This is a genomic window from Stutzerimonas stutzeri (assembly GCF_018138085.1).
In the GTDB taxonomy this organism is placed as follows: domain Bacteria; phylum Pseudomonadota; class Gammaproteobacteria; order Pseudomonadales; family Pseudomonadaceae; genus Stutzerimonas; species Stutzerimonas stutzeri_AI.
The window spans coordinates 1,702,661-1,728,562 of record NZ_CP073105.1 but is presented as its reverse complement, the minus strand read 5'-3'; the positions used below and the strand labels follow the sequence as shown (position 1 = coordinate 1,728,562).

At 65.0% G+C, this 25,902-nt stretch carries 18 protein-coding genes; 8 read left to right on the top strand and 10 right to left on the bottom strand.

Annotated elements, in window-relative coordinates:
* Window positions 1-238: 238 nt before the first annotated feature.
* On the bottom strand, window positions 239-2,530 hold the full coding sequence (gene bglX, locus KCX70_RS08065; RefSeq protein ID WP_212619836.1) for a beta-glucosidase BglX: 2,292 nt from the start codon (window positions 2,528-2,530) through the stop codon (window positions 239-241).
* 229 nt (window positions 2,531-2,759) lie between these two features.
* Window positions 2,760-3,299, bottom strand: coding sequence for a DUF3087 domain-containing protein (locus tag KCX70_RS08060; protein WP_212619835.1), 540 nt, complete (start codon window positions 3,297-3,299; stop codon window positions 2,760-2,762).
* A gap of 226 nt (window positions 3,300-3,525) precedes the next feature.
* Between KCX70_RS08060 and KCX70_RS08055 the strand changes: the two genes are divergently transcribed.
* The 5 genes from KCX70_RS08055 to pdeM all read left to right on the top strand — a co-directional run bounded on the left by KCX70_RS08055 (window position 3,526) and on the right by pdeM (window position 11,255).
* A complete protein-coding gene (locus KCX70_RS08055; protein WP_102851099.1) occupies window positions 3,526-4,080 on the top strand; it encodes a hypothetical protein in 555 nt (184 codons plus the stop codon).
* A gap of 233 nt (window positions 4,081-4,313) precedes the next feature.
* A complete protein-coding gene (locus KCX70_RS08050; RefSeq protein ID WP_021207683.1) occupies window positions 4,314-5,327 on the top strand; it encodes a ligase-associated DNA damage response exonuclease in 1,014 nt (337 codons plus the stop codon).
* 172 nt (window positions 5,328-5,499) lie between these two features.
* Complete coding sequence (locus tag KCX70_RS08045; RefSeq protein WP_212619834.1) at window positions 5,500-7,209, top strand: ATP-dependent DNA ligase; 1,710 nt, start codon at window positions 5,500-5,502, stop codon at window positions 7,207-7,209.
* A 553-nt stretch (window positions 7,210-7,762) separates the two neighbouring features.
* A complete protein-coding gene (locus KCX70_RS08040) occupies window positions 7,763-10,372 on the top strand; it encodes a ligase-associated DNA damage response DEXH box helicase (protein WP_212619833.1) in 2,610 nt (869 codons plus the stop codon).
* A gap of 226 nt (window positions 10,373-10,598) precedes the next feature.
* Window positions 10,599-11,255: a ligase-associated DNA damage response endonuclease PdeM gene (gene pdeM, locus KCX70_RS08035; RefSeq protein WP_102846155.1), complete on the top strand. Its 657-nt coding sequence runs from the start codon at window positions 10,599-10,601 to the stop codon at window positions 11,253-11,255.
* A 7-nt stretch (window positions 11,256-11,262) separates the two neighbouring features.
* Here pdeM and KCX70_RS08030 read toward each other — a convergent pair whose 3' ends face one another.
* Entirely contained in the window at window positions 11,263-11,496 is a 234-nt protein-coding gene (locus KCX70_RS08030; RefSeq protein WP_021207679.1) for a hypothetical protein, read from the bottom strand.
* Between the two features lie 183 nt (window positions 11,497-11,679).
* Between KCX70_RS08030 and KCX70_RS08025 the strand changes: the two genes are divergently transcribed.
* Together KCX70_RS08025 and KCX70_RS08020 are read left to right on the top strand one after the other, a co-directional pair.
* On the top strand, window positions 11,680-13,011 hold the full coding sequence (locus KCX70_RS08025) for an erythromycin esterase family protein (RefSeq protein ID WP_212619832.1): 1,332 nt from the start codon (window positions 11,680-11,682) through the stop codon (window positions 13,009-13,011).
* 3 nt (window positions 13,012-13,014) lie between these two features.
* Window positions 13,015-13,689, top strand: a complete 675-nt coding sequence (locus KCX70_RS08020; protein WP_212619831.1) for a phosphoribosyltransferase — start codon at window positions 13,015-13,017, stop codon at window positions 13,687-13,689.
* Window positions 13,690-13,691: 2 nt separating this feature from the next.
* Here KCX70_RS08020 and KCX70_RS08015 read toward each other — a convergent pair whose 3' ends face one another.
* From KCX70_RS08015 to cysM, 6 genes are all read right to left on the bottom strand, one after another.
* Window positions 13,692-13,847, bottom strand: coding sequence for a hypothetical protein (locus KCX70_RS08015; RefSeq protein ID WP_021207676.1), 156 nt, complete (start codon window positions 13,845-13,847; stop codon window positions 13,692-13,694).
* Window positions 13,848-14,031: 184 nt separating this feature from the next.
* Window positions 14,032-14,571, bottom strand: coding sequence for a DUF2058 domain-containing protein (locus KCX70_RS08010; protein ID WP_021207675.1), 540 nt, complete (start codon window positions 14,569-14,571; stop codon window positions 14,032-14,034).
* A 104-nt stretch (window positions 14,572-14,675) separates the two neighbouring features.
* Window positions 14,676-15,506 carry a nucleoside triphosphate pyrophosphohydrolase gene (gene mazG / locus KCX70_RS08005; RefSeq protein ID WP_212619830.1) on the bottom strand — a complete coding sequence of 277 codons (831 nt, stop codon included), beginning with the start codon at window positions 15,504-15,506 and terminating at the stop codon, window positions 14,676-14,678.
* Window positions 15,507-15,856: 350 nt separating this feature from the next.
* Complete coding sequence (gene relA / locus KCX70_RS08000) at window positions 15,857-18,103, bottom strand: GTP diphosphokinase (protein ID WP_021207673.1); 2,247 nt, start codon at window positions 18,101-18,103, stop codon at window positions 15,857-15,859.
* A 99-nt stretch (window positions 18,104-18,202) separates the two neighbouring features.
* Window positions 18,203-19,558 (bottom strand): 23S rRNA (uracil(1939)-C(5))-methyltransferase RlmD, encoded by a 1,356-nt coding sequence (gene rlmD, locus KCX70_RS07995; RefSeq protein ID WP_212619829.1) that lies wholly within the window; start codon window positions 19,556-19,558, stop codon window positions 18,203-18,205.
* A gap of 33 nt (window positions 19,559-19,591) precedes the next feature.
* Entirely contained in the window at window positions 19,592-20,494 is a 903-nt protein-coding gene (gene cysM / locus KCX70_RS07990) for a cysteine synthase CysM (protein ID WP_021207671.1), read from the bottom strand.
* A 202-nt stretch (window positions 20,495-20,696) separates the two neighbouring features.
* On the opposite strand from cysM, the gene ggt reads away from it, so the two are divergent.
* On the top strand, window positions 20,697-22,487 hold the full coding sequence (gene ggt, locus KCX70_RS07985) for a gamma-glutamyltransferase (RefSeq protein WP_212619828.1): 1,791 nt from the start codon (window positions 20,697-20,699) through the stop codon (window positions 22,485-22,487).
* A 640-nt stretch (window positions 22,488-23,127) separates the two neighbouring features.
* Here the strand turns inward: ggt and KCX70_RS07980 are convergent.
* Window positions 23,128-25,881, bottom strand: coding sequence for a response regulator (locus tag KCX70_RS07980; protein WP_212619827.1), 2,754 nt, complete (start codon window positions 25,879-25,881; stop codon window positions 23,128-23,130).
* Window positions 25,882-25,902: the final 21 nt, after the last annotated feature.

Here is a 25,902-nt window from a genome sequence, read left to right as displayed (position 1 = left end):
CTGCGAGCGCCTGTTTCGAGTTGAAAGGTACGTGACACATCGCCTCCTGAGCTATCACGATTACCGCTGGCCGCTTTGCGGCCCGGTTTGCCCTCGTTGGTCTACCGCAACGGGAAATGATTCCCTGCGCGAACAAGCGAAGCGGCAAATCATCCCATGCCGCACAAGCGCCGGATAGCTACTCGTTGAAGGCTTTTTCAGGCTTCAGCACGGCCCGGGCGACAAGCTGCGAAGAGGCTCACTGCAAGGTGAAGCTGGCATGCTCCACCTGCTCCGAATCCAGCCCGACCTGCACCTCGAACTCGCCTGGTTCGGCCACGCGCTGCAACTGTGCGTTGACGAATGCCAGGTCATTCTCACTGAGCCGGAAGCGGATCTCACGTGCCTCTCCCGCTTTGAGGGCGACCTTGCGAAATGCCTTGAGTTCCTTGACCGGGCGAATGACCGAGGCCACCTCGTCACGAAGGTATAACTGCACGGTAGTGGCGCCGTCCCGCGGGCCGGCGTTCTTGAGCGTCACGCTGACGTCCAGCTCGCCGTTGCGCGCCATCGTCGGGCTCGACAGCCGCAGCTTGGACAACTCGAACTGGCTATAGCTCAAGCCATAGCCGAAGGGATACAACGGCCCGGTTTGCTCTTCGAAATACTGCGAGGTGTAGTTGCCCGGCTTGCCCTCGACATAGGGGCGGCCGACACGCAGGTGGTTGTAGTAGGTAGGGATCTGGCCCACCGAGCGCGGGATGGATATCGGCAGCTTGCCGGAGGGGTTGTAGTCGCCGAACAGCACGTCGGCAATGGCGTGCCCGCCTTCGGTGCCGCTGAACCAGGTTTCCAGGATCGCATCGGCGTTCGCCTTGGCCCAGTTCAGATCCAACGGGCGGCCGTTCATCAGCACCAGCACCAGCGGCTTGCCGGTCTTTTTCAGCGCCCTCAGCAGCGCCTGCTGGCTCTCGGGAATCTGCAGACTGGTGCGGCTCGAGGCCTCGTGGGACATGCCCCGAGATTCGCCCACCGCGGCGACGATGACATCGGCGCGCTCGGCCACAGCCACCGCCTCGGCGATCATGTCCGCCGGCGAGCGCGGGTCCTGCACCACCTCCGGGTTGTCCCAGTTGAGGAAGTTCAGGTAGTCGACCATGTGTTTGTCATCGGTGATGTTGGCGCCTCGTGCATAGCTCAGCTCGGCGTTCGAGCCCAGCGCGTCGAGCATGCCCTGACGCAGCGTCACGGACTGCTTGGCGACGCCGGCGGCGGACCAGCTGCCCAACATGTCGATCGGCGAATCGGCCAGCGGGCCGACCAGCGCGATGGTCCCGCGCTTGGCCAGCGGCAGCGTGCGGTCGTGGTTTTCCAGCAGCACCAGCGACTGGCGCGCCACTTCCCTGGCGGCCTTGCGGTGCAGGCGGCTCTCGGCGTTGACGTCGACAGGGTCATCCTTCGCCGAGCCGATGCGGCGGAACGGATCATGGAACAGCCCCATGTCGTACTTCACACCCAGCACCTCGCGCACCGCCGCATCGATCTCGCCGATACCGACTTCGCCCGAATTCACCAGCCCCGGCAGCTCCTGCAGATACAGCGAGTCGGCCATGCTCATGTCGATGCCGGCCTTGATCGCCAGCCGCGCCGCCTCGCGTCCGTCCTTGGCCACGCCATGGCGAATCAGCTCGCTGATCGCGCCATGGTCGCTGAGCGCGACGCCCTTGAAGCCCCAGTCGCGCCGCAGCAGATCCTGCAACAGCCAGGTATTGGCGCTGGCCGGCACGCCGTTGATCGAGTTCAGCGCGACCATCACGCCGCCCGCCCCCGCATCGATGGCTGCGCGATACGGTGGCAGGAAGTCCTGGTGCATGCGCATCGGGCTCATGTCCACCACGTTGTAGTCACGGCCGCCTTCCACCGCACCATAGAGCGCGAAATGCTTGACGCTCGCGGTCACGCTGTCCGCCGCGGCCGGTGATTTGCCCTGATAGCCCTGAACCATGGTACGAGCGATCTGCGACACCAGGTAAGGGTCTTCGCCGAAGCCTTCGGATGTCCGCCCCCAGCGAGGATCGCGGGAGATGTCGACCATCGGCGCAAAGGTCATGTCCAGCCCGTCGGCGCTGGCTTCGATGGCTTGCACGCGACCGCTGGTGGCGATGGCCTCCAGATCCCAGCTCGACGCCAGGCCCAGGCCGATGGGGAAAATGGTCCGGTGCCCGTGCACCACGTCGTAGGCGAAGAAGATCGGAATGTGAAGCCGGCTGCGCAACGCCGCTTCCTGCATCGGCCGGTTGTCCCCTCGAGTGACGGTATTGAAGGTGCCGCCAATGCGGCCGGCAGCCAGCTCCTCGAGAATGCGCTCGCGCGGCATGTCGCCACCGATACTGATCAGGCGCAGCTGGCCGATCTTCTCATCCAGCGTCATCTTCTCGATGAGGCTGGCGATGAAGGCCGGTTTGTCGTCCAGCAAAGGGGATGGAGGCTCGGCGGCAATCGATTGCAGGGACAGGCCGGCCATCAGGCCAAGCAGATACAGCGGTTTCATCGTTTGGATATTCCTTGGCCTGAGGCTGAGCGAACCACCGAAGCCGGCGTGGGCCGGCTCGAACAGCTGCTGAGTATGGATATTCCGCGGGCTTGCAACCAGTCATATGCGAGCGCAACGCGCAGGTATTGACGCATGCACGGGCCGCCACCGCGGGGCCTGAACCCGGCGCGGAACGAGCCCGCCGGGCCGAGGCACGACGAAACAGCGACCGCGCGGGGCGCCTGCGCTATTTCAGCGCGGCGAAACGCCTCACCGAGCCCAGCCAGGCGTCATCCAGGGCGCGCTGATCGGGGTCCAGCCCACGTGCTTCCATCAGGTCGCGGTGCCGGTCGATGTCACGTTGCACCTCTCCAAGCGACGCACTGTTGCCATCGAGCTGATGCATCTGTGTCAGGCCGAGGTGATAGAAGCGCAGCAGCTTGATCGCCGCGGGATCGCCCGCCTCTACCCCCGCCGTCACGTGGTGCATGAGGTTGGTCACGCTCATCAGGCTGCGTTTGAGTTTCCAACCGTAGGCGGCGCTGGCCATCCAGGGCTTTGTCCAATAGACGAAGCGCACCAGCGCGGCGGTCAGCAGCAACCCGAGCACGACACCTACGATGTTCCAGCGCAGGTTGTCCGCGCCCGGCTCGCCGAACAGCGCGACGGCCAGCGTGGCCAGCCCCATCGCCAGCACCGCGAAGGTCGCCACTACCACCAGCGTGCTGCGACGCGTCTGTTGCCGATAGGCCTCGGGATTGAGGGGCTTGATTTCGAATACCACCATGTTCGCGATCCTTGGGTTAGCAGGTTGAGCAGGCAATCGCCGGGGCCGCATTATCGCCCAGCCAGCCATCGAGGAGCTGACGCCGGACAGCGATAGCTTCGGTCGTCCGCGTTCGTGTGCGCCGTTTGCCGAAGGCGTGACGCGGCTAACGAAGCGGACTTTCATGCACCCATCGCAGCCACTATGATCACCGAATCGCCGCTGCCCAGACAAAGGACCCAGAATCATGAGCCGCTACGAGATCTCGTTTTCCGGTGAGCTCGCCCCAGGCGCCACCCTCGAGCAGGTCGAGGCCAATCTGGCTCGTCTGTTCCAGGCCGACGCCCAGCGGATCGCGGTGCTGTTCTCCGGCCGGCGCATCGTGATCAAGCAGGACCTCGACCATGCCAGCGTCGAGAAGTACCGCCAGGCCATGGCGCGCGCCGGCGCCATCGCCGAGGTCCGGCCGATGCCGGTGGAAGTCGAGGAAATCGAACTCGCCCCGCCGCCTGCGCAGGAGCCCGCAGCAGCACCGACAGCCATGCCGGACGGTGCGGCGCGCAAACCCCTGCAGGTCGCCCCACGCGACGAATATATGGCGGCCTTCGTCGACGTCCAGGCGCCCGATTTCGGCATCGCCCCAGCGGGTGCCGACCTGCAGGACGCCCGTCCCGAAGCCGTGCCCCCGGCAGTGGATCTCTCGCAGTTCAGCCTGGCGCCGGTGGGCAGCGACATGAGCGAGCGCCGCCGCGCCAGCGACGTGCCACCGCCGGATACCTCGCATCTGAAACTGGTGGATTGATAGCCGCATCCAGTGTTTGGCGGACCGCAGCGGGACGCCACCCACCCCACCCGTCAGAGCAATGGCCCCCGCCCCGTGGAGGCGCGCCTTCGCGGCGAATGCAGGGTCTACTGCCCCATCTGACGCAAAAGCTTCGCCCGGAGCGGGCTTCGCCAAGGCGCACCACTCGCCCAAGCGAACTCGCAGCGCTGCGCCGTGCTCCAACCCTACAAGCCCGTAAAGTGCCTGTATCCATGGACCTCGTCGTTGCCCGCCCCGAAGGCCTCTACTGCCCGCCCGGTGATTTCTACATCGATCCCTGGCGCCCGGTAGACCGAGCCGTCATCACCCATGCCCACGGCGACCATGCGCGCTGGGGCATGGGCCACTACCTGGCCTCCCGCGACAGCGAAGGCATCCTGCGCTCACGCATCGCCGCCGACATGCCGCTGCAGACGCTGGCCTATGGTGAATCCATCGAGCATCACGGCGTAAGGCTCAGCTTCCACCCCGCCGGCCATGTGCTCGGCTCGGCGCAGGTGCGGCTGGAATACAAGGGTGAGGTCTGGGTCGCGTCGGGTGACTACAAGGTCGAGCCGGACGGCACCTGCGCGCCCTTCGAGCCGGTGCGCTGCCACACCTTCATTACCGAATCGACTTTTGGCCTGCCGATCTACAAATGGCCGTCGCAGGCCGAGGTGTTCCGCGAAATCAACGACTGGTGGCGCGCCAACGCCGCGGCCGGGCGCGCCAGCGTGCTGTTCTGCTACGCCTTCGGCAAGGCGCAGCGCATCCTGCACGGGCTCGATGAAAGCATCGGCACCATCGTCGTCCATGGTGCGGTCGAACCGCTGAACAAGGTCTACCGCGAAGGCGGCATCTACCTGCCCCCGACCGTCTATGCCGGCGACCTGAAAAAAGGCGACCCGCGCCTGAAGCAGGCCATCATCCTCGCCCCGCCGTCGGCGGGCGGCAGCACCTGGATGCGGAGGTTCGGCGACTATGCCGACGCCTTCGCCAGCGGCTGGATGATGCTACGCGGCACACGAAGGCGGCGTGGCGTCGACCGAGGTTTCGTGCTCTCCGACCACGCCGACTGGCCCGGCCTGCTCTGGGCCATCGAGCAGACCGGCGCCGAGCGGGTGATGGTGACCCACGGCTCGGTCCCGGTGCTGGTGCGCTACCTGCGCGAAATGCGCGGCCTCGATGCCCAGGCCTTCGAGACCGAATACGGTGAAGAGGACGATGCCACTCAGGAGGCCGAATGATGCCTTATTACGCATCGATCTCCAGTGGGAGCGGCTTTGCTCGCGACCCGCAGTCACCGGCTTCAGCAACGCGCTGGCGCCTACCGAATCGCGCCTACACCGAAGCACGACGCCACCCCTGTAGCAGCAAGCTCGCTTGCGAAAAGGCTTTCGTAGTTGCAGGTGCCTGGATATGAAAGCCTTCGCCACCCTCTACAGCCGCCTCGACGCCACCACCTCGAGCAACGCCAAGCTCGCTGCCATGCGCGACTATTTTCGCGACGCCGATCCGGCCGATGCCGCCTGGGCGGTGTACTTCCTCGCCGGCGGCCGACCGCGTCAGTTGGTGCCGACCCGCGTGCTGCGCGAAACCGCCATGCAGGCCTCGGGCTTGCCGGAGTGGCTGTTCGAGGAGAGCTACCAGGCGGTCGGCGACATGGCCGAAACCATCTCGCTGTTGATGCCCGAGGCCGAACACAGCTCGGACGACGGGCTGGCCGTGTGGATGCAGGACAAACTGCTGCCCCTGCGCGGCCTGCCACCGGAAGAGCTGGCCGAACGTCTTCCTGCACTCTGGGCCGAGCTGGATCGGCTGAGCCTGATGGTCTGCATCAAGCTGATCACCGGCGCTTTTCGCGTCGGCGTATCGAAACTCCTGGTGACGCGGGCGCTGGCCTCGCTGGTCGATCTGGACCCCAAGCGCGTGGCGCAGCGGCTGGTGGGCTACACCGATCTGTCGCACCGTCCGAGCGCCGAGGGCTACCGTGCACTGATAGCCGACGAATCCGAACACGAGCATGCCCAGCGCGGCGGCCAGCCCTACCCGTTCTTTCTCGCCCACCCGTTGCAGGAGCCGGTGGAAGAGTTCGATACGCTGCTCGGCGCGCCGGACAATTGGTTCATCGAATGGAAGTGGGACGGCATTCGCGCCCAGCTGGTCAAGCGCGACGGGCAGATCTGGGTCTGGTCGCGCGGCGAGGAACTGGTCAGCGAGCGCTTCCCGGAACTCTGCGAACTGGCCGGCTGCCTGCCGGACGGCACGGTGATCGACGGCGAGATCCTGGTCTGGAAGCACGCACCCGGCGAGCCCGCGACAGAACTTTTCGAGCAGCCGAATGGCGATGTTGCGGGAGACACCGAACGCTTTGGCGTACAGCCTTTCGCCCTGCTGCAGCAGCGTATCGGTCGCAAGAATCTGACCTCCAAGGTCCTTCAGGACGCGCCCGTGGCCGTCCTCGCCTATGACCTGCTGGAGTGGCAGGGCGACGATTGGCGCCAACGTGAACACCGTGAGCGCCGGCAGCAGCTCGAAAAGGTGGTCGCCAACTGCCCCAACCCGCGACTGATGCTCTCGCCACTGGTGACCGGTCATGATTGGGCCGATCTGGCGCAACAGCGCGAGGCGTCTCGGGCGCGCGGCGTCGAAGGCATGATGATCAAGGCACGCGCCGCCCAGTACGGAGTCGGCCGGACCAAGGATGTCGGCGTCTGGTGGAAGTGGAAGATTGATCCGTACTCCGTCGACGCCGTGCTGATCTACGCCCAGCGCGGCCACGGCCGCCGCGCCAGCCTCTACACCGACTACACCTTTGCGGTATGGGACGGCGAACCGGGCGATCCCGAGCGCAAGCTGGTGCCCTTCGCCAAGGCCTATTCCGGGCTGACCGACGAGGAGATGCGCAAGGTCGACGCCATCGTGCGCAAGACCACCGTGGAAAAATTCGGCCCGGTCCGCAGCGTGACCCCGACGCTGGTGTTCGAACTCGGCTTCGAAGGCATCGCCGCCAGCAGCCGCCACAAGAGCGGCATCGCCGTGCGCTTCCCGCGCATGCTGCGCTGGCGCCTCGACAAACCGGTGGATGAAGCCGACACGCTGGAAACGCTAAAGGAATTGTTGGGATGACCGGCAGAGCATTCCCCTGGCATAAGCGTTGGTCCGAACTCCGTAGACATGAGCAGCCTTCTTTTAGCGGTCAAGACCGCTCCTACAGGCCGAGCAGTCCACATACCCCGTGGGAGCGGTCTCGACCGCGAATAAGCACGGAGCATGGGGATGACTGTTGCTATGCGAAGAACAGGACCGAACAGAGCAGCTGGCATAAGCGGCGATCTGGACTCTGTAGGCACGGGCAGCCTCTTTTTCGCGGTCAAGACCGCTCCCACAGGCCGAGCAATCCACACCCACCGTGGGAGCGGTCTCGACCGCGAACGGGCACGGGGCATAGCGACAGCTGTTGCTACGCGGAGAACGCGAGCGGACAGAGCCGCTGGCATAAGCGCCGAGCCCGACTCGGTAGGCACGGGCAGCCTCTTTTTCGCGGTCAAGACCGCTCCCACAGGCCGAGCAATCCACACCCACCGTGGGAGCGGTCTCGACCGCGAACGGGCACGGTGTGCCAGGCGACACGCGCTGCTAGCGGGTATACGCGCGTGGCCCACCTCCAAGAGGCTGGCCAATGAATGACGCACCCGGCCTCCTGAGCGAACGCTGGTTCGCCAGTCGGGGTTGGCAGCCCTTTCCCTTTCAACGCGAAGTCTGGCAAGCGGTCGACCAAGGCGAATCCGGCCTGCTTCACGCCACCACAGGCTCGGGCAAGACCTACGCCGTCTGGCTGGGCGCGCTCGATCGTTTCGCTTCTGTAGGAGCGGGCTTGCCCGCGAAGGCTCCGCAGACGCCTGTCAAACTTTCAGACAAACAGGCACCACTCACCGTCCTCTGGATCACCCCCATGCGCGCCCTGGCGGCCGACACGGCCCGCGCCCTGCAGGCCCCGCTGGATGATCTCGGCGTCAACTGGAGCATCGGACTACGCACCGGCGATACCAGTGGTGCCGAGCGGGCGCGCCAGGGTCGGAGGTTGCCGTCCGCACTGGTCACCACGCCGGAAAGCCTCACCCTGCTGCTTACCCGCGCCGACGCACGCCAGGCATTCGCCGGCCTGCGCATGCTGGTCGTGGATGAGTGGCACGAATTGCTGGGCAACAAGCGTGGCGTGCAGTTGCAACTGGCGCTGGCGCGGCTACGCCAGTGGATGCCGGAGCTGATTATCTGGGGCCTGTCGGCCACCCTGGGCAATCAGCCTCACGCATTGGACGTGCTGCTATACCCCGGCGACGGCAAGCTGGTGCAAGGCAAGGTCGACAAGGACCTGCGCGTCGACACGCTGTTGCCGCCAAGTATCGAGCGCTTCCCCTGGGCCGGTCATCTCGGGCTGCGCATGCTGCCGCAGGTGGTCGAGGAGATCGACTCGGCCGCCACCACGCTGGTCTTCACCAACACCCGGTCGCAGTCGGAAATCTGGTACCAGGCGATTCTCGAAACGCGTCCCGACTGGGCCGGACTCATCGCCCTGCACCACGGCTCGCTGGCGCGGGAGGTACGCGACTGGGTCGAACTGGGCCTCAAGCAAGGCGCGCTGAAGGCCGTGGTCTGCACTTCGAGCCTCGATCTCGGGGTCGACTTCCTGCCGGTCGAGCGGGTGCTGCAGATCGGCTCGCCGAAAGGTGTGGCGCGGCTGATGCAACGCGCGGGCCGCTCCGGACATGCGCCCGGTCGGACCTCGCGGGTCACGCTGGTGCCGACGCACAGTTTCGAAGTGGTGGAAGCCGCCGCCGCCCAGGTGGCCATCGCCGAACGCCGTATCGAAGCCCGCAGCGCACCGCATCGTCCGCTCGATGTATTGGTGCAGCACCTGGTCAGCATGGCGCTGGGCGGCGGCTTTCGGCCCGATGAGCTGTTCGCCGAAGTGCGTCAGGCCTGGTCGTATCGCGATCTCACCGAGGACCACTGGCAATGGGCACTGGCCTTTGTCCGCCACGGCGGGCATTCACTGACGGCCTATCCGGACTACCAGCGCGTCGAGCCGGACGAGACCGGGCTGTGGACGGTCCCCAGCCGCCGCGTCGCCCTGCGCCATCGCATGAGCATCGGTACCATCGTCAGCGACGCCAGCCTGACGGTGAAATTCTGGGCCAAGGGCGGCAGCGGTCGCTCGCTAGGCACCATCGAGGAAGGCTTCATTGCCCGATTGCGCCCCGGTGACAACTTCCTCTTCGGCGGCCGGCTGCTGGAGCTGGTGCGGGTCGAGAACATGACCGCCTACGTCAGCCGCGCCACCGGCAGGAAGGCCGCCGTGCCGCGCTGGAATGGCGGGCGCATGCCGCTATCGAGCGAACTGGCCGATGCGGTGGTCGAGCAGCTCGGTGCGGCGTCGCGTGGCCGGTTCGAGAGCGCCGAGATGCAACTGGTCGAGCCGCTGCTACGAGTACAACTGGACTGGTCGGCGCTGCCCACCGAAACCACGCTGCTGGCCGAGGTGATGAAGTCGCGCGAGGGCTGGCATCTGTTCCTCTACCCCTTCGCCGGCCGCCACGTGCACCTGGGCCTGGCCAGCCTGCTGGCGTGGCGGATGGGCCAACGACAGCCGCTGACCTTTTCCATCGCGGTCAACGACTACGGTTTCGAACTGCTCTCGGCGACCGAAGTGGATTGGCTGCAGTGGCTGACGCCGGCGCTGTTCACCCGGGACGACCTGCTGCACGACGTGCTCGCCAGCCTCAACGCCGGAGAGCTGGCCCGTCGGCGCTTCCGCGAGATCGCGCGCATCGCCGGGCTGGTGTTTTCCGGCTACCCCGGTGCGCAAAAAAGCGCGCGGCAGCTGCAGGCCTCCAGCGGGCTGTTCTTCGACGTATTCCGCCAGTACGACCCGGCCAACCTGCTGCTGACCCAGGCCGAGGAAGAAGTGCTGCGCCAGGAGCTGGAGGTCGAGCGCCTGGAGCAGACCCTGAGCCGTTTGCAGCAACGTCAGCTAGACGTACATGTCGTCAAACGCACCACGCCGCTGGCCTTCCCATTGATGGTCGAGCGCTTCCGCGAAAGCATGACCTCGGAAAAACTGGCCGACCGCATCCGCCGCATGGTCGCCGACCTAGACAAGGCCGCCGGGCCCGGCGGCTACCAGCCGGAAGCGGACGCCAACATTGCGGTCGAACGCGAAACCGCCCCCAAACGAAAACCCCGCGCCACCAAGGACGGCACGCCGCGCTTGAAAAAGCGGAAACCCTAACCGCTTCGCCCCGAGGCGTACCTCCCACGAAGAGCAACGGCGCACCACGGCCCGTGGGAGGCGCGCCCTCGCGGCGAAAGCAGATCTTCTACCCCCCTCCAAAGCAAAAGCTTCGCCCCGGGGCGGGCCTCCCACAACATCAGAAGGCAGCCAATGCCAGGCCGTTGTCGAGACTGGTCCGATACCTGACATGGGAACCATCACCCGCGCACGATAAAATGCCGCCATGACTTCGCACCTGGCCATCGAACTGGAACAGACCGAGCTATGGCTGCTCGGCGACAAAGCCATCTACTGGCCGGACCAACAGGCGCTGCTGGTGGCCGATATCCATTTCGGCAAAGCGGCCGCTTACCGCCGGCTCGGCCAACCGGTGCCGCACGGCACCACGCAAAGCAATCTGCTACGTCTGGACCTGTTATTGGCGCGCTACAGCTGCCGCCAGCTGATTTTCCTTGGCGACTTCCTGCACGCGCCCGAATCCCAGACACCGGCTGTTCTGGCTCGGCTGCATCAATGGCGGGCCGATCACGCCTCGCTGGCGATCACACTTATCCGTGGCAATCACGACCGCCGAGCCGGTGACCCGCCCGTTACGCTGGGCATGACCGTCGTCCCCGAGCCGCTGCTGCTAGGCCCGTTCGCCTTGCAGCACGAACCCGATCCGCACCCCACCCACCACGTTCTCGCGGGCCATCTGCATCCGGCATTTCGCCTGAACGGACGCGGGCGCCAGTCGTTGCGCCTGCCCTGCTTCTGCATTGGCGAGCGGCTGAGCCTGCTGCCCGCCTTCGGCGGCTTCACCGGCATGCTGGAGGTCGACGCCAACCCGGGTCGGCGTCTGTTCGTGGTTGGAGATGGTGAGGTGTGGCAGGTGACCTGATCGGCAATCAGGCCTGGGAGATTCCGGTTACGGTGATGCCGAAGCGCTCGGCCAGACGGGTTGCCGGCGTTTCCTCGATATCCGGATCATGCTCGTAGGCATCTTCCTCTCCGGCAAACTCCTGTTCCGCCTTTTGCGTAACCAGCGCTACTGCCTCGTCTATATCCGGCTGGTGATCGGACTCGGTCCTGATGATGGATGTATTGCCGTCTTTGCTGTACGCGATGATCCAGGTCGTCATGACTACCCCCTTGTTCTAGCGCCTTCGGCAAAATTCGTTTGCCGATATCGACGTCGCCTTGCTTAGAGACTAGCCCGTCGGGTTCAGTTCTGCCGCTTACGCTTGTTCGGACGACCTGCCGAACGGTCTGAACAGGGGCATCCAGCGTCGGTCATCGGTAAGAGCAGACCAGGAGACGCGGCCATGATCCGATCACGCCAACGCCCTACCGAAACCAGCGATGAACAACTGCTCGAGCTGCTGCGCCACCACGCCACACCATTACCGGCGCTGGACGACCCGCTGTTCGCCGAGCACTTCGACCAGTTCGCCGACGCACGGGTGGTGCTGATCGGCGAGGCCAGCCACGGCACTTCCGAGTTCTATCGCGCTCGCGCGCAAATTACCCGACGACTGGTCGAGCGCCACGGATTCAACATCATCGCCGCCGAGGCGGATTGGCCGGATGCGGCGAAGATCGACCGGTACGTGCGTCACCAGCAACCGCCGACCTGGGTCGAAGAAGGCTTCAAGCGTTTCCCGACCTGGATGTGGCGCAACCGGGAAGTCGCCGACTTCGCCAGTTGGCTGCGCAGTCACAACGAGGGGCTGGCGCCCGAGCGGCGCGCAGAGTTTCGTGGCCTGGACGTCTACAGCCTCGGCTCTTCGATCCGTGAAGTGCTGGATTATCTGGACCGCGTCGATCCGCAGGCTGCCAGCGCCGCGCGCCGCCGCTACGGCTGCCTGAGCCCTTGGCATGAAGAGCCGGCGGTTTATGGCCACAAGGTGATGCTCGGCGAGCCCTCCTGTGAAGACCAGGTAGTCGAGCAGTTGCGCGCGCTGCTCGACCAGCGGCTGCGCTATCTGGAGCGAGACGGTGGCAGCTTCTTCAACGCCGAGCGCAACGCCCGCGTCGTGATGGCCGCCGAGCAGTATTACCGCGCCATGTACCAGGGATCCGCCGAGTCGTGGAATCTTCGCGACCGACACATGTTCGATACCCTGCGCGCGCTGCTGGAGCATCGCGGCGACGATGCCAAGGCCATCGTATGGGCGCACAACTCGCATATCGGCAACGCGGCATCGACGTCCATGGGCTGGGGCGGCGAATTCAACATCGGCGAGCTATGCCGGACCGCCTTCGGCAGCGACGCCGTGCTCATCGGCATGGCCACCGACCGCGGCGAGGTGGCAGCGGCGGACAACTGGGATGAGCCCATGCAGATCAAGCAGGTCCGCCCCTCCCGTCCGGACAGCTGGGAAAACCTGTTCCTGCGGACCGGCATCGCGGCATCACTGACCAGCTGGCGAAACGAAACGTCGTTGCGCCAGGCATTGGCCAGACCACGCCTGGAACGCGCGATCGGTGTCATCTACCGGCCGGCCACCGAACGCCAGAGTCACTATTTCCAGGCCATACTGTCCGAACAGTTCGACGCCTTGATCTGGCTGGAGCAGACCACCGCGGTGACGCCTATCGGCCCTCAGCAGATCGACGACGAAATCGTTCCGGATACCTACCCGTTCGGAGAGTGAGCCATGCGCGCGTTCACGTCTGAATCCTATCTGTTTCGCGACCGCAGCCATGCCGGCCAGGAGCTGGCCGAGGCGCTGTATCACCTGTGTGAGCAGAATCCCCTGGTACTCGCGTTGCCGCGCGGCGGCGTGCCGGTTGCTTTCGAAGTGGCTCAGCGTCTCGGCGCGCCACTGGACCTGGTGCTGGTACGCAAAATCGGCGCGCCGGGAAACGAGGAGTTGGCGCTGGGCGCGGTGATCGATGGCGCCGAGCCCAAATGGGTCATCAACCAGGAACTGCTCAACCAGGTCGCTCCGCCGCCAAACTGGTTCGAGGAGGAAATGCAGCGCCAACTGACTGAACTGGAGCGCCGCCGGCATCGCTACTGCGGCGACCGGCCGGCGCCGGTGATCACCGGTCGCTGCGTCATCGTGATCGATGATGGCATCGCCACCGGCGCCACGGTTCGGGCAGCACTCAAAGGGCTCAAGCAGTCCAAACCGAGCCGCGTGGTGCTGGCTGTGCCGGTGGGCCCGCGGGACGTGATCGAGATGCTGAAGACGGAAGTGGACGAGTTGCTGTGTCTGGCGATGCCGGAGCCGTTCATTGGCGTGGGTCGCCATTACGGTAATTTCGAACAGACACCGGACGAGCAGGTGGTCGACCTGCTCGCTCGGGCGTCTCGGATTTCGCCGTAAGATCAGGCGACCGGCGCGGGTGGTGGCTGATCCGGAATGGTCGGCTCGCCGGGTTCGCTGGGCAAGTCCGGCACGCCGGGCTCTTCCGGGTCGCCCGGTACACCGTTGGCCTGCAAGCTGAAGGTGTCGAGTTCGTCCGCGTAAGGATGGGTTTCCATGTCGCTGTCCTCCTGCTGGTCCACAAGCCCGGATGGGCTATAGCAGTAGAGCGCGGTCAGACGGCATAAATCCATCCTTCCGTCGGGCATGGAACGCACGCACCTAAGGGTTACGCGGCGCTACCGGTGCGCGAGCGACCTCATGACCGGTAGCGCGCAGCTGCCAGCGAGCTGACGGCGAGCCTTACCACATCAGATCGTCGGGGATCTGGTAGGCCGCGTAGGGATCGTCCGCGTCCGGAGCTTCTGTCTGGGTGTTGAGCTGAACGATGCGGCGCGGATCGCGTTCCTGAATCTTCAGCGCCGCCTCGCGCGGGATCACCTCGTAACCGCCACCGTGCCGGACGATGGCCAGCGAGCCGCTGGACAGCTTGTCGCGCATCAGCTTGTTGACAGACAGGCGCTTGACCTTCTTGTCGTCGACGAAGTTGTAGTAATCCTCGGTGGTCAGCTTGGGCAGGCGGCTGGTCTCGATCAGCTGCTTGATCTGCGCGGTACGCGCCTTCTGCGCGGCCTTTTCCTGCTGCTGACGGTTCAGCTCCTGATCACGGGCAAGCTTCTCGGCCTGTGCCTTGAGCGCCGCTTCACGCTGGGAGTCGTCCTTTTCGATCTGGCCTTTCTTTACCAGACGCTGTTGTTTCTGCTGCTGCTTGCCGGCCTGCTTGGCCTGCTTCTCATTGACCAGCCCGGCTTTGAGCAGCTGATCGCGAAGGGAAAGACTCATGTTCGGCTCGTCTCGTGGTGAATTCAAAATGGCGCAGGGTAAACATGCGTAACGGCGTTGAAGCGCATTGTGGTGGATGTGAAAAGCGACATCCACCCTCGCGGCTAGCCGCAGGAAGGCGAACGTTCGCCTTTCTTGGCCTCGCCCCACAGCGCGTCGAGTGTCTCCAGGTCGCAATTCTCGATGGCCCGTCCGCTGTCTCGCAAGGCTTGCTCGATGAAACGGAAGCGGCGCTCGAATTTGCGGTTGGCCGCGCGCAAGGCGTTTTCCGGATCGACTCTAAGGTGCCGCGCCAGATTCACCACGACGAAGAGCAGATCACCGATTTCCTCGGCGATCGCCTCGGGATCGTCCTCGCTCATGGCTTCGAGCACTTCGTCCAGTTCTTCGCGCACCTTGTCCACCACCGGCAAAGCATCCGGCCAGTCGAAGCCGACCTGGGCGGTGCGTTTCTGCAACTTGGCGGCACGGCTCAGGGCGGGCAGCGCGCTGGGCACATCGTCGAGCAACGACAACTGCTCCGGCGCGGCGGATTTCTCCGCGCGTTCCTCTGCCTTGATTTCCTCCCAACGCTGCTTGATCTGCGCCTCGTCGAGGCGGGGCAGCTCGGGCGAGCCGTAGAGATCGCCATCAGGAAAGACATGCGGGTGCCGACGCAACAGCTTGCAGGTAATCCCGTCGACCACCGCGTCGAACTCGAAGCGCCCTTCTTCCTTTGCCAACTGGCTGTAATAGACGACCTGAAACAGCAGATCGCCCAGCTCGCCTGGCAGGTGATCGAAGTCGCCGCTTTCGATGGCATCGGCCACTTCGTAGGCTTCTTCAAGGGTATGCGGCACGATGCTGGCGTAATCCTGCTGCAAATCCCACGGGCAGCCATGCTGCGGATCACGTAGCCGGGCCATCAGGTGCAGCAGGTCGTTGAGTTGGTACATGGATTCCTCGGTAAAAGCCTGAGATCGAAGCTGAGCCCATTGTAGGGTGGATGACGCTTCACCCATCCACCGCAGCGTCGTCATGGTGGATGTAAAAAAGTGACACCCACCCTACGGTGTTACGAGCTTTTCCAGCTACCCGAGCGTTGCGAGCGAAGGCCAGACAAGGCGCAGCCTGCTGAAAAAGCGGAGTTGGCTGCCATCTCCGATATACCTCGTTCGTGCGTCTGGCCCCGAGCGTCGCGAGCGAAGAGCTGGCTAGGCGAAGCCCAACCGAAAAAGCGGAGTTGGCTGTTGCCAATGAGCATTTTTCAGCAGGCTTGCAACGCCGTATGGCCGAGCGCAGCAGGTCAGGCAGTGCGTTGGCGTTTGGCCTCGATGATATTGGGCAACTGAGAGATCCGGCTCAGCAACCGTCCCAACGCATCCAGCCCGGGGATCTCGATGGTCAGGGTCATCTGCGCCGTACTGTCTTCCTTGTTCGAACGGGTGTTGACGGCCAGCACGTTGATCCGCTCGTTGAGCAGGATCTGCGAAACGTCACGCAGCAACCCGGAACGATCGTAGGCGCGGATGGTGATGTCGACCGGGTAGGTTTTCTCCGGGATCGGACCCCAGCTGACCTGGATGATCCGCTCCGGTTCGCGCCCGGCCAGTTGCAGCACCGAGGCGCAATCCTGGCGATGGATACTGACCCCGCGGCCCAGGGTGATGTAGCCGACGATGGGGTCGCCCGGCAGTGGCTGGCAGCAGCCGGCCATCTGCGTCAGCAGGTTGCCGACGCCCTGGATCTGCACATCGCCACGCTTGCCCGGCTTGGTGCTGGTGGGGCGGCGAGGGATCAGTTCGAGCTGATCGGCCGCATGACTATCCGGCTCCACTAACTGCTGCGCTTGGTTGACCAGCTGCGCCAGACGCAGGTCACCGGCACCGAGCGCGGCGAACATATCCTCGGCGGTCTTCAGGTTGGCCTTTTCCGCCAGCTTGTCGAAGTCCACCGGCGGCAGGTCGAGACGACCCAGCTCGCGCTCGAGCAGCGCCTTGCCGGCCGCGACATTCTGATCGCGGGCCTGGAGCTTGAACCAGTGGACGATCTTCGCCCGCGAGCGCGAGGTGGTGATGTAGCCTAGGTTCGGGTTCAGCCAGTCCCGGCTTGGCGAGCCGTGCTTGCTGGTGATGATTTCGACCTGCTCGCCGGTCTGCAGGCTGTAGTTGAGCGGCACGATGCGCCCATTGATCTTGGCGCCGCGGCAGTTGTGGCCGATCTCGGTGTGCACGCGGTAGGCGAAGTCCAGCGGCGTGGCACCCTTGGGCAGGTCGATGGCATGGCCGTCCGGGGTGAAGACGTAGACGCGGTCGGGCTCGATATCCACACGCAGCTGATCGGCCAGCCCGCCGATATCGCCCAGCTCTTCGTGCCATTCGAGCACCTGACGCAGCCAGGCGATCTTCTCTTCATAGTGGTTGGAACTGGAATTGACGTCCGTGCCCTTGTAACGCCAGTGCGCGCAGACGCCCAGTTCGGCTTCCTCGTGCATGGCCTGGGTGCGGATCTGCACTTCCAGTACCTTGCCTTCCGGTCCGAGCACGGCGGTGTGCAGCGAGCGATAGCCGTTTTCCTTGGGGTTGGCGATGTAGTCGTCAAATTCCTTGGGAATGTGCCGCCACAGGGTGTGCACGATGCCCAGCGCGGTGTAGCAGTCGCGAACTTCGGGCACCAGTACTCGCACGGCGCGAACGTCGTAGATCTGGCTGAACTGCAGACCTTTCTTCTGCATCTTCCGCCAGATCGAATAGATGTGCTTGGCACGCCCGTCGATCTCCGGATGGATGCCGGTGGCGGTCAATTCGTCCTTGAGCTGCTGCACCACGTTCTGGATGTACTGCTCGCGATCGAGGCGTCGCTCGTGCAGCAGCTGGGCGATCTGCTTGTATTGCTCGGGCTCGAGGTAGCGGAAGGACAAATCCTCCAGCTCCCACTTGATGTGCCCAATGCCCAGGCGATGAGCCAGCGGTGCGTAGATGTCGAAGACCTCGCGGGCAACGCGATGGCGTTTGTCGTCATCGGCGTTCTTCACCGCGCGGATGGCGCAGGTGCGCTCGGCCAGCTTGATCAGCGCGACGCGCACGTCGTCGACCATCGCCACCAGCATCTTGCGCAGGTTTTCCACCTGGGTCTGGGTGCCCAGCACCAGCGACTCGCGCGGGTTGAGGCTGGCACTGATGGCGGCCATGCGCAGCACCCCTTCGATCAGCTTGGCGACCACCGGGCCGAACAGCTGATGGACCTCGGCCAGCTGGATCTTGCCTTCGCGTACACCACGATAGATCACCGCGGCCACCAGGCTGTCCTGGTCGAGCTTGAGATCGGCCAGTATCTCGGCGATCTCCAGCCCCGTCTGGTAACTGGAGGTACCTTCGCTCCACAGATTCTGCGCCGCGTTGGCCTGCTGTTCGGCCGCTCGGGCGAACTCGCAGGCCTGCTTGAGTGCGTCGCGGTCGAGTGCCGGGTCCATCCCCAGCACATGATCGAGCCAGCCTTCGAGATTGATACTGCCGTCGGTGTTGATCGGCTGAAGCGCTCTGACCTGGACCATCTATCTACCTTCCCTTCTACGCATCGTATGCGTCATACGCCGGCTTTCTCGGAGCCGGTCGATTGAACCGCAGGCCTATCGCCTGCCGAAAATTCCGCGCTACGCCGGCCGCTCGAACAGCGCCATCGCTTCGACGTGGACGGTTTGTGGAAACATGTCCAGCACGCCGGCCCGCTCGAGTCGATACCCCTGACGAACGAGCTCGGCCGCATCACGCGCCAGTGTCGCAGGGTTGCATGAAACATAGACCACGCGCCTTGCGCCTAAAGTCGTCATCTGCCGGACTATTTCCAGCGCCCCGTCACGTGGCGGGTCGAGCAGGACCGCCGCGAAGCCACCCTCGGCCCACTGCGCCTCGACAAGCGGCTTCGACAGGTCCGCCTGATAAAAGTGCGCCCCATCCAGACCATTATGCTCCGCATTGGTGCGGGCGCGCTCGACCATCTGCTCGCTGCCTTCCACCGCCACCACCTGCGCACCGATACGCGCCAAGGGCAAGGTGAAATTCCCCAACCCACTGAACAGGTCCAGCACCCGTTCGCCCGCTTGCGGTGCCAGCCATTCCAGTGCCTGCGCCACCATCGCCCCGTTCACCGGAGCGTTGACCTGGACGAAGTCGCCCGGCCGCCAGGCCAGCTCCAGATCCCAGGCCGGCAACCGGTAGCCCAGCGTGTAGGCGGGCTCCAACGGCTGAGGCCCTCCTTCGCCCTGCAGCCACAGCTGCACGCCCTGTTCCCGGGCGAAGGTCTCCAGACGCTGCAGATCCGTCGCCGCCAGCGCAGCCGTGTGGCGCACCAGCACAGCCTCGGCGGTGCCGCTGAACAATTCCAGGTGACCGATCACCTGAGGCTTGTCCATCGCGTGCAGCGTCGTCAGCAATGCCGGCAGCAGCGCCTGCAAGGGCTGTACCAGCACATGGCATTCACGGATAGCGACGATGTCCTGGCTGGCACTGGCCCGGAAACCGACGTCAAGGCGGCGGTCCTTGTTATCCCAGCGCACCGCCAGCCTGGCGCGCCGTCGATAGCCGAACTCCGGGCCGCTGAGCGGCGCCGCCCAGGTTGTCGGCTCGATGTTCGCCAGGCGTGACAGCTGTTCGGCGAGACTGCGCTGTTTCAGGGCGAGCTGGTCGCCTGCGGGCAGATGCTGCAGGTTGCAGCCTCCGCAGACGCGCGCGTGAGGACAGGGTTCCAGGCGGCGCTGCTCGCTGGCGGTCAGCACCCGCTCGCTACGCGCCTCGACGACCTGGCTGCGCGCGCCCAGCACCCGCGCCTCGACCGTTTCGCCAGGCAAGGCGCCCTCGACGAACCAGGTACGTCCTTCGATAAAGCCAATGCCACGACCATCATTGGCCAGCCGCTCGATACCCAGCCGCTGTTTCTTGCCGGTCGGGATCTGCGGCTTCTTCTCGCCACCACTGGGCTGGAAGCGCAAACCGCCGCTACGTTTGGCCATTAGCGAATACCGCCTTGACTGGGCGTGGACGGGTCAATTGGGTTCGTCATACACGCCCGTCGACAGGTAGCGGTCGCCCCGGTCGCAGATGATCGCGACAATCACTGCGTTCTCGACTTCCTCGGACAGGCGCAGCGCAGCCGCCACCGCACCGCCGGACGACACACCACAGAAGATGCCCTCTTCGCGGGCCAGGCGGCGCATGACGCGCTCGGCCTCGTCCTGCGACATGTCGACGATGCGGTCGACACGCTCGGACTGGTAGATTTTCGGCAGGTATTCCTGCGGCCAGCGGCGGATGCCGGGAATCGATGCGCCTTCCATCGGCTGCAGGCCGATGATCTGGACCGCCGGATTCTGCTCCTTGAGGTAGCGCGACACGCCCATGATGGTGCCGGTGGTGCCCATGGAGCTGACGAAATGGGTGATGCCACCGCCGGTCTGCTGCCAGAGCTCGGGGCCGGTACTGCTGTAATGCGCCTCGGGGTTATCGCCATTAGCGAACTGATCGAGCACCTTGCCGCGCCCTTCGGCCGCCATCTTGACCGCCAGGTCGCGAGCGCCCTCCATGCCTTCTTCCTTGCTCACCAGAATCAGCTCGGCGCCGTAGGCGGTCATCGCCGCCTTGCGCTCGGCGCTGGAGTTGTCCGGCATGATCAGCACGAACTTGTAGCCTTTGATGGCCGCGGCCATGGCCAACGCGATGCCGGTATTGCCGGAGGTGGCTTCGATCAGGGTATCGCCGGGCTTGATGTCGCCACGCGCTTCGGCCCGGGCGATCATCGACAGCGCCGGGCGATCCTTGACCGAGCCGGCGGGGTTGTTGCCCTCGAGTTTGACCAGGATGGTGTTGCTGGTTTCGCCGGGCAGTCGCTGCAGGCGAACCAGGGGCGTGTTGCCGACGCAATCGGCAATGGTCGGGTACTGAATTGTCATGGCGTCGATGAACCGAGCGGCATTTGGAAGGCGCACATGATACCGGCAACGACCGGGCACGGGCAGACCACTCGGCCTGCGTCGAAGCCCAAGCGAAAGAACGCGGTGCGGAACAAACGTAGCGATCGAGCTTGGCAGATAGTGGTCAGTAGTCTAGGTCTATAAGCAACACGTCTATCCCGCGTCCACAAGGAACCCGCCCATGCCGCTCGGCCCGCTCGCACTGGTCTTCACCTTTCTGCTCACCGGCTTGGCCGGCTGTTCCGCCCCCGACTCCGCCAACCGCATCCCGCCCGCCCCTGAGGCCTCCAGTGGCTACAACGCCAAACCCGGCTGGGCAACGGAGCGCTTCGCCGTGGCTGCGGCCAACCCCCTGGCCACCGAGGCGGGGTACCAGATTCTCAAGGCCGGCGGCAGCGCGCTGGATGCCGCAGTCGCCGTGCAGATGGTCTTGAGTCTGGTCGAACCGCAGTCCAGCGGGCTCGGCGGCGGCGCCTTTCTGCTGTATTGGGATGGCGCGCAGGTAACGGCGCTGGATGGGCGTGAAACCGCCCCTGCCGCGGTGGACGAAAACCTGTTCATGAAGGCCGACGGCACCCCGATGGACTTTCAGCAGGCCGTTGTAGGCGGTCGCTCGGTGGGAGTTCCGGGCACCGTCAAGATGCTCGAGCAGGCGCACCGGCAGTTCGGCAAACTGCCCTGGCGGGACCTGCTGCAGCCGGCCATTCGCCTGGCCGAAGACGGCTTCGAAATCAGTCCACGGCTGCATGGCCTGCTCGCCAGCGATCCGGCGCTTCGCAACAACCCACCCTCGGCGGCCTTTTACTACCAGCCCGACGGGACGCCGTGGCCAGCGGGCCATCGCCTGCGCAACCCAGCGTTGGCCCAGTTGCTGCGCAACATCGCCGACAACGGCAGCGACGCTTTCTACCGCGGAGCCAACGCCCAGGCGCTGGTCCAGCAGGTCAATGAACAGGACAACGCCGGTGCCATGACCCTGAGCGATCTGGAGGTCTATCAACCGCGCCAACGCGATGCGCTGTGCAACCTTTGGCAGCAGCGTTATCAGGTCTGCGGATTCCCACCGCCATCCTCCGGGCACCTCACACAGATGCAGATCCTGGGGATACTCGAGCAGTTGTCGCCGCTGCCGGCGCTGGATCAGGGCGTGCCATCGGCAGAGTTTCTGCACCGCTACACCGAGGCCTCGCGCCTGGCCTACGCGGACCGGGCCAAGTACATCGCCGACCCTGATTTCGTCCCAGTGCCGGGGCGCACCTGGAACAGCATGCTGGCGCCCAAGTACCTCAAGCAGCGCGCCGAGCTGATCGGCCCGCGCAGCATGGGCACCGCCGAAGCCGGCGACCCGGGCGATATGCCGCTCGCCTTCGCCCCGCAGCGCGAGCAGCCGGAATATGGCACCAGCCATATCAGCATCGTCGACGAGCAAGGCAATGCCCTGGCGATGACCACCACCATCGAACAGGCTTTCGGCTCGCGCCTGCTCAACGACGGCGGTACCGGCCTGCCCGGCGGCTACCTGCTGAACAACGAACTGACCGACTTCGCCTTCGAGCCGCGTGACGCGCAAGGCACACCGGTGGCCAACCGGGTCGAGCCGAACAAGCGTCCCCGCTCCAGCATGAGCCCGACCCTGGTATTCAACGCCGCGGGCGACCAGTTCCTGGCCAGCGTCGGTTCGCCCGGCGGCGCGGCGATCATTCACTTCACCGCCAAGACCCTGCTGGGCATGTATGGCTGGGGCCTGGATGCACAGCGGGCAATAGACCTGCCGAACTTCGGCAGCTTCAATGGCCCGACCGTTCTCGAAGCCGGCCGCTTCCCCGAGGCCACGGTGAAGGCGCTCGAAGCCCGTGGGCATCAGGTCAACGAAGCCGAGATGACCAGCGGATTGCAGGCAATACAACGCACCAGCAGCGGTTGGTTCGGCGGCGCCGATCCGCGGCGCGAAGGCGTGGTGATGGGCGAATAGCCCACGGGTGGCGCAGAGCCCGTTCGCCGCGAGGCGCGCCTCCCAAAAGCCGTGCTCAGGGCCATCTTTTTTGTGGGGCCCGATCTCGAGGCCGAATGGGATTAGGCACGCCTGAGTGGATCACGCCGCGCCTCGTGCTTGCATCGAGCCCTCGCCGCGGGGGCGCGGCTCCAACATGAAGCCGTGCTTAGGCCCAGCTTGTTTTTTGGGGCGCCGATCTCGGGGCGGACAGGATTGGGCCCACCTTATCGGTCACCCGAGCCTCTTGTGCGCGCCGAGCACATTCGCCGCGGGGCGCGCCTCCCACGAAAGCGGTGCTCAGCTCACCTTTTTTATGGGAGACCTGACCTCGGGGCGGACGATGTTGGGAGCATCTGATCAGATCAACCGCGCCGCACGTGCGCGCCGAGCCCATTCGCCGCGAGGGCGCGACTCCCACAAGGGCGGCGTTCAGGCCTCGTCTCCTGTAGGAGGCTCGACCTCGGGCCGAATGGGTTGGCACCGCTGACCGGACCACGCCGGGCCTCGTGCTTGCGTCGAGCCCATTCGCCGCGGGGGGCTCCCACATGAAGCCGTGCTCAGGCCCGCTTTTTTGTGGGAGGCCCGACCTCGGGGCGAATGAATGGGTGGCGATGCCGCGCTAGACGACGCGGGCTTCGACTTCCAGGCGCTCGATGGCGTTGTCGAGTTCGTCCATTGCTTGGGCCGCGCTCGGGTGGTTCTGCTTGAGCAGTGTCTCGCTGCGCTCGCAGGCGGCCCGTAGCTGTGGAACGCCGCAGTAGCGCGTGGCGCCATGCAAGCGGTGCACGCGATCGATCATCGCTTGCCGGTCATTGGCCTGGCGCGCCTGGCGAATGATCTGCCGGTCATCCTCCAGCGACGCCAGCAGCATGCTCAGCATATCCGCCGCCAGATCGGCCTTGCCGGCGGCCAGGCGCAGTCCCTCCTCGGCGTCCAGCACCTTGAGATCATTTTCCGGCAGCAGCACTTCGGCCGGCGCGGCGAGAAAGCTTCGCGCAAGCGGCAGCCCCGTCCATTTCAAGATGACCTGGGCCAGTTGCCGCTCGCTGATGGGCTTGGTCAGGTAGTCGTCCAGCCCGCTCTGCAACAGCGAACGCTTTTCGTTGGATAGCGCATGCGCAGTGAGCGCGATCACCGGCAACGGTGGCTGGCCGTTCTCGACTTCCCACTGGCGGATCGCCTCGGTGGCCTGGCGCCCGTCCATCCCCGGCATCTGCACGTCCATGAATACCAGGTCGAAGGACTTGCGCTTGACCGCCTCCAGTGCGTCGGCCCCGCTGCTCACCGCATCGACGTCTCCGCCCATGTCGGTGAGCAGGGTTTCGAGCAGCAACAGGTTAGCCGGGTTGTCATCGACGCAAAGGACGCGCGGCGGGCGTGTTTCGGGCAGCGCAAGGCTCTCGCCCAGCGCTTGCGGCGGGCGCAGCAGATCCAGCAGCACCCGTTGCAACTTGCGGGTGCACGCCGGTTTGCTCTGCAGCTGCGCATGGGTATGGGACTCGGGCAGCGCTTCGTGGTACTGCGCCTGTTCGCTGGTCGGGCTGAGCACCACGCATTTGCAGCCCAACGCCTCGAAATCCCATAGCCGCTGGCATAACTGCTGCGGCGGGATTTCACGGTGGCTAACGCCGAGCACAGCGATCTCGATGGGTTGCTCGCTCGCTTGCGCTCCGGCCACCGCACCCTGCAACAGGTCCAGGGAATCGAACGGCAAGACCTCCAGCCCGCAGCTTTCCAGCTGATGCTGCAACGCCTGGCGGGCCAGCGGATGCTGCTCGAGCAGGCCGACCCGCCGCCCCAGCAGCGCCGCACGCGGCAGATCTTCGATATCGTCACGGGCCTTGGGCAGGCTCAGGCTGATCCAAAACTCGGAGCCCTCCTCCGGAATGCTGTCGACTCCGATTTCGCCGCCCATCTGCTCGATCAGGCGCTTGGAAATCACCAGCCCGAGTCCGGTCCCGCCCGGCTGGCGCGACAGCGAGTTGTCCGCCTGGCTGAATGCCTGGAACAGCGCGCGCAGGTCCTGATCCGTGAGGCCGATGCCGGTGTCCTGCACGCTGATGCGCAGCTGCGCACGATCGGCACGCTCGTCCTCGACCATGGCCCGGACGACCACCGTGCCTTCGTTGGTGAACTTGATGGCATTGCTGACCAGGTTGGTCAGCACCTGCTTGATGCGCAGCGGATCACCGATCAGTGACAGCGGCGTATCGCGATAGATCAGGCTGACCAGCTCCAGATGCTTGGCGTGCGCCGCCGGGCCGAGAATGGTCAGGGTGTCCTCGATCAGATCGCGCAGGTTGAACGGGATGCTGTCGAGCACCAGCTTGCCGGCCTCGATCTTCGAGAAGTCGAGAATCTCGTTGATGATCCCGAGCAGGCTGTCGGCGGACTTTTCGATGGTCGATAGGTAATCCTGCTGACGCGGCGTCAGGTCGCTTTTCTGCAGCAGGTGGGTGAAGCCGAGGATGCCGTTGAGCGGGGTGCGGATCTCATGGCTCATGTTGGCCAGGAACTCGGACTTGATGCGGCTGGCCTCCAGGGCCTCCTTGCGCGCCAGGTCCAGTTCGATGTTCTGGATCTCGATGGTTTCGAGGTTCTGCTGCACGTCCTCGGTGGCCTGGTCGATGCTCTGCTGCAACTCCTCGCGCGCACTGAGCAACGCCTCGGCCATGCGGTTGATGCCCGCCGCGACCTCATCCATTTCATGGCTGCCGAGCGGCGGCAGCCGGGTTTCCAGGTAGCCATCCTTGAGCTGCGCCACCGCCACCTTGACCTTGTGCAGGGGTTTGCTGATCGCGGTACTCATGCGCAGCGCCAGCAGTGCGGTGATGATCAACCCCGCCCCGATCAGCAGCAGGCTGGTGAACAGGCTGCGATAACCGCGCAGCAAGGTGCCCTGGTGCGACAGCTCCAGCTCCAGCCAACCGATCGGACGAAGATCGTCGTTCGGGTTGTCCGTGGCGAGGTTCAGATGCTTGCCGAGTACCGGCAGGAGGATGCGCGTGGTGTCGACGCTGCTGACCTGGGTCAGCGCCTCGGGGTCCGTCGGCGGCGAGGGGGTGATCATGTTCGGCCCGGCGTGGGCCTGCTGATAGCGCTCGGCGTCGAGCACCGTTACCGCGCGTACGTCCGGCTGGTCCAGCACCTGGTTGAGGATTCGCTGCAGGCGCTTGCCATAGCCCTGAGCCATCGCCGGCGCCGCCAGGGGAGCCAGCTGTTCGGCGATGAGCTTGCCGCGCTCGTCGAGCTGGTGGCGCATTTCCGACAACTGCATCCACGTGAAGTAGACGCCCAGCGCCACCGCCAGCACCGTGCTGGGCAGCAGTATCAGCACCAGCACGCGACTCTTGATTCCTAGGTCTTTCAGCACGGATCCATTCCCCTGGTTGCC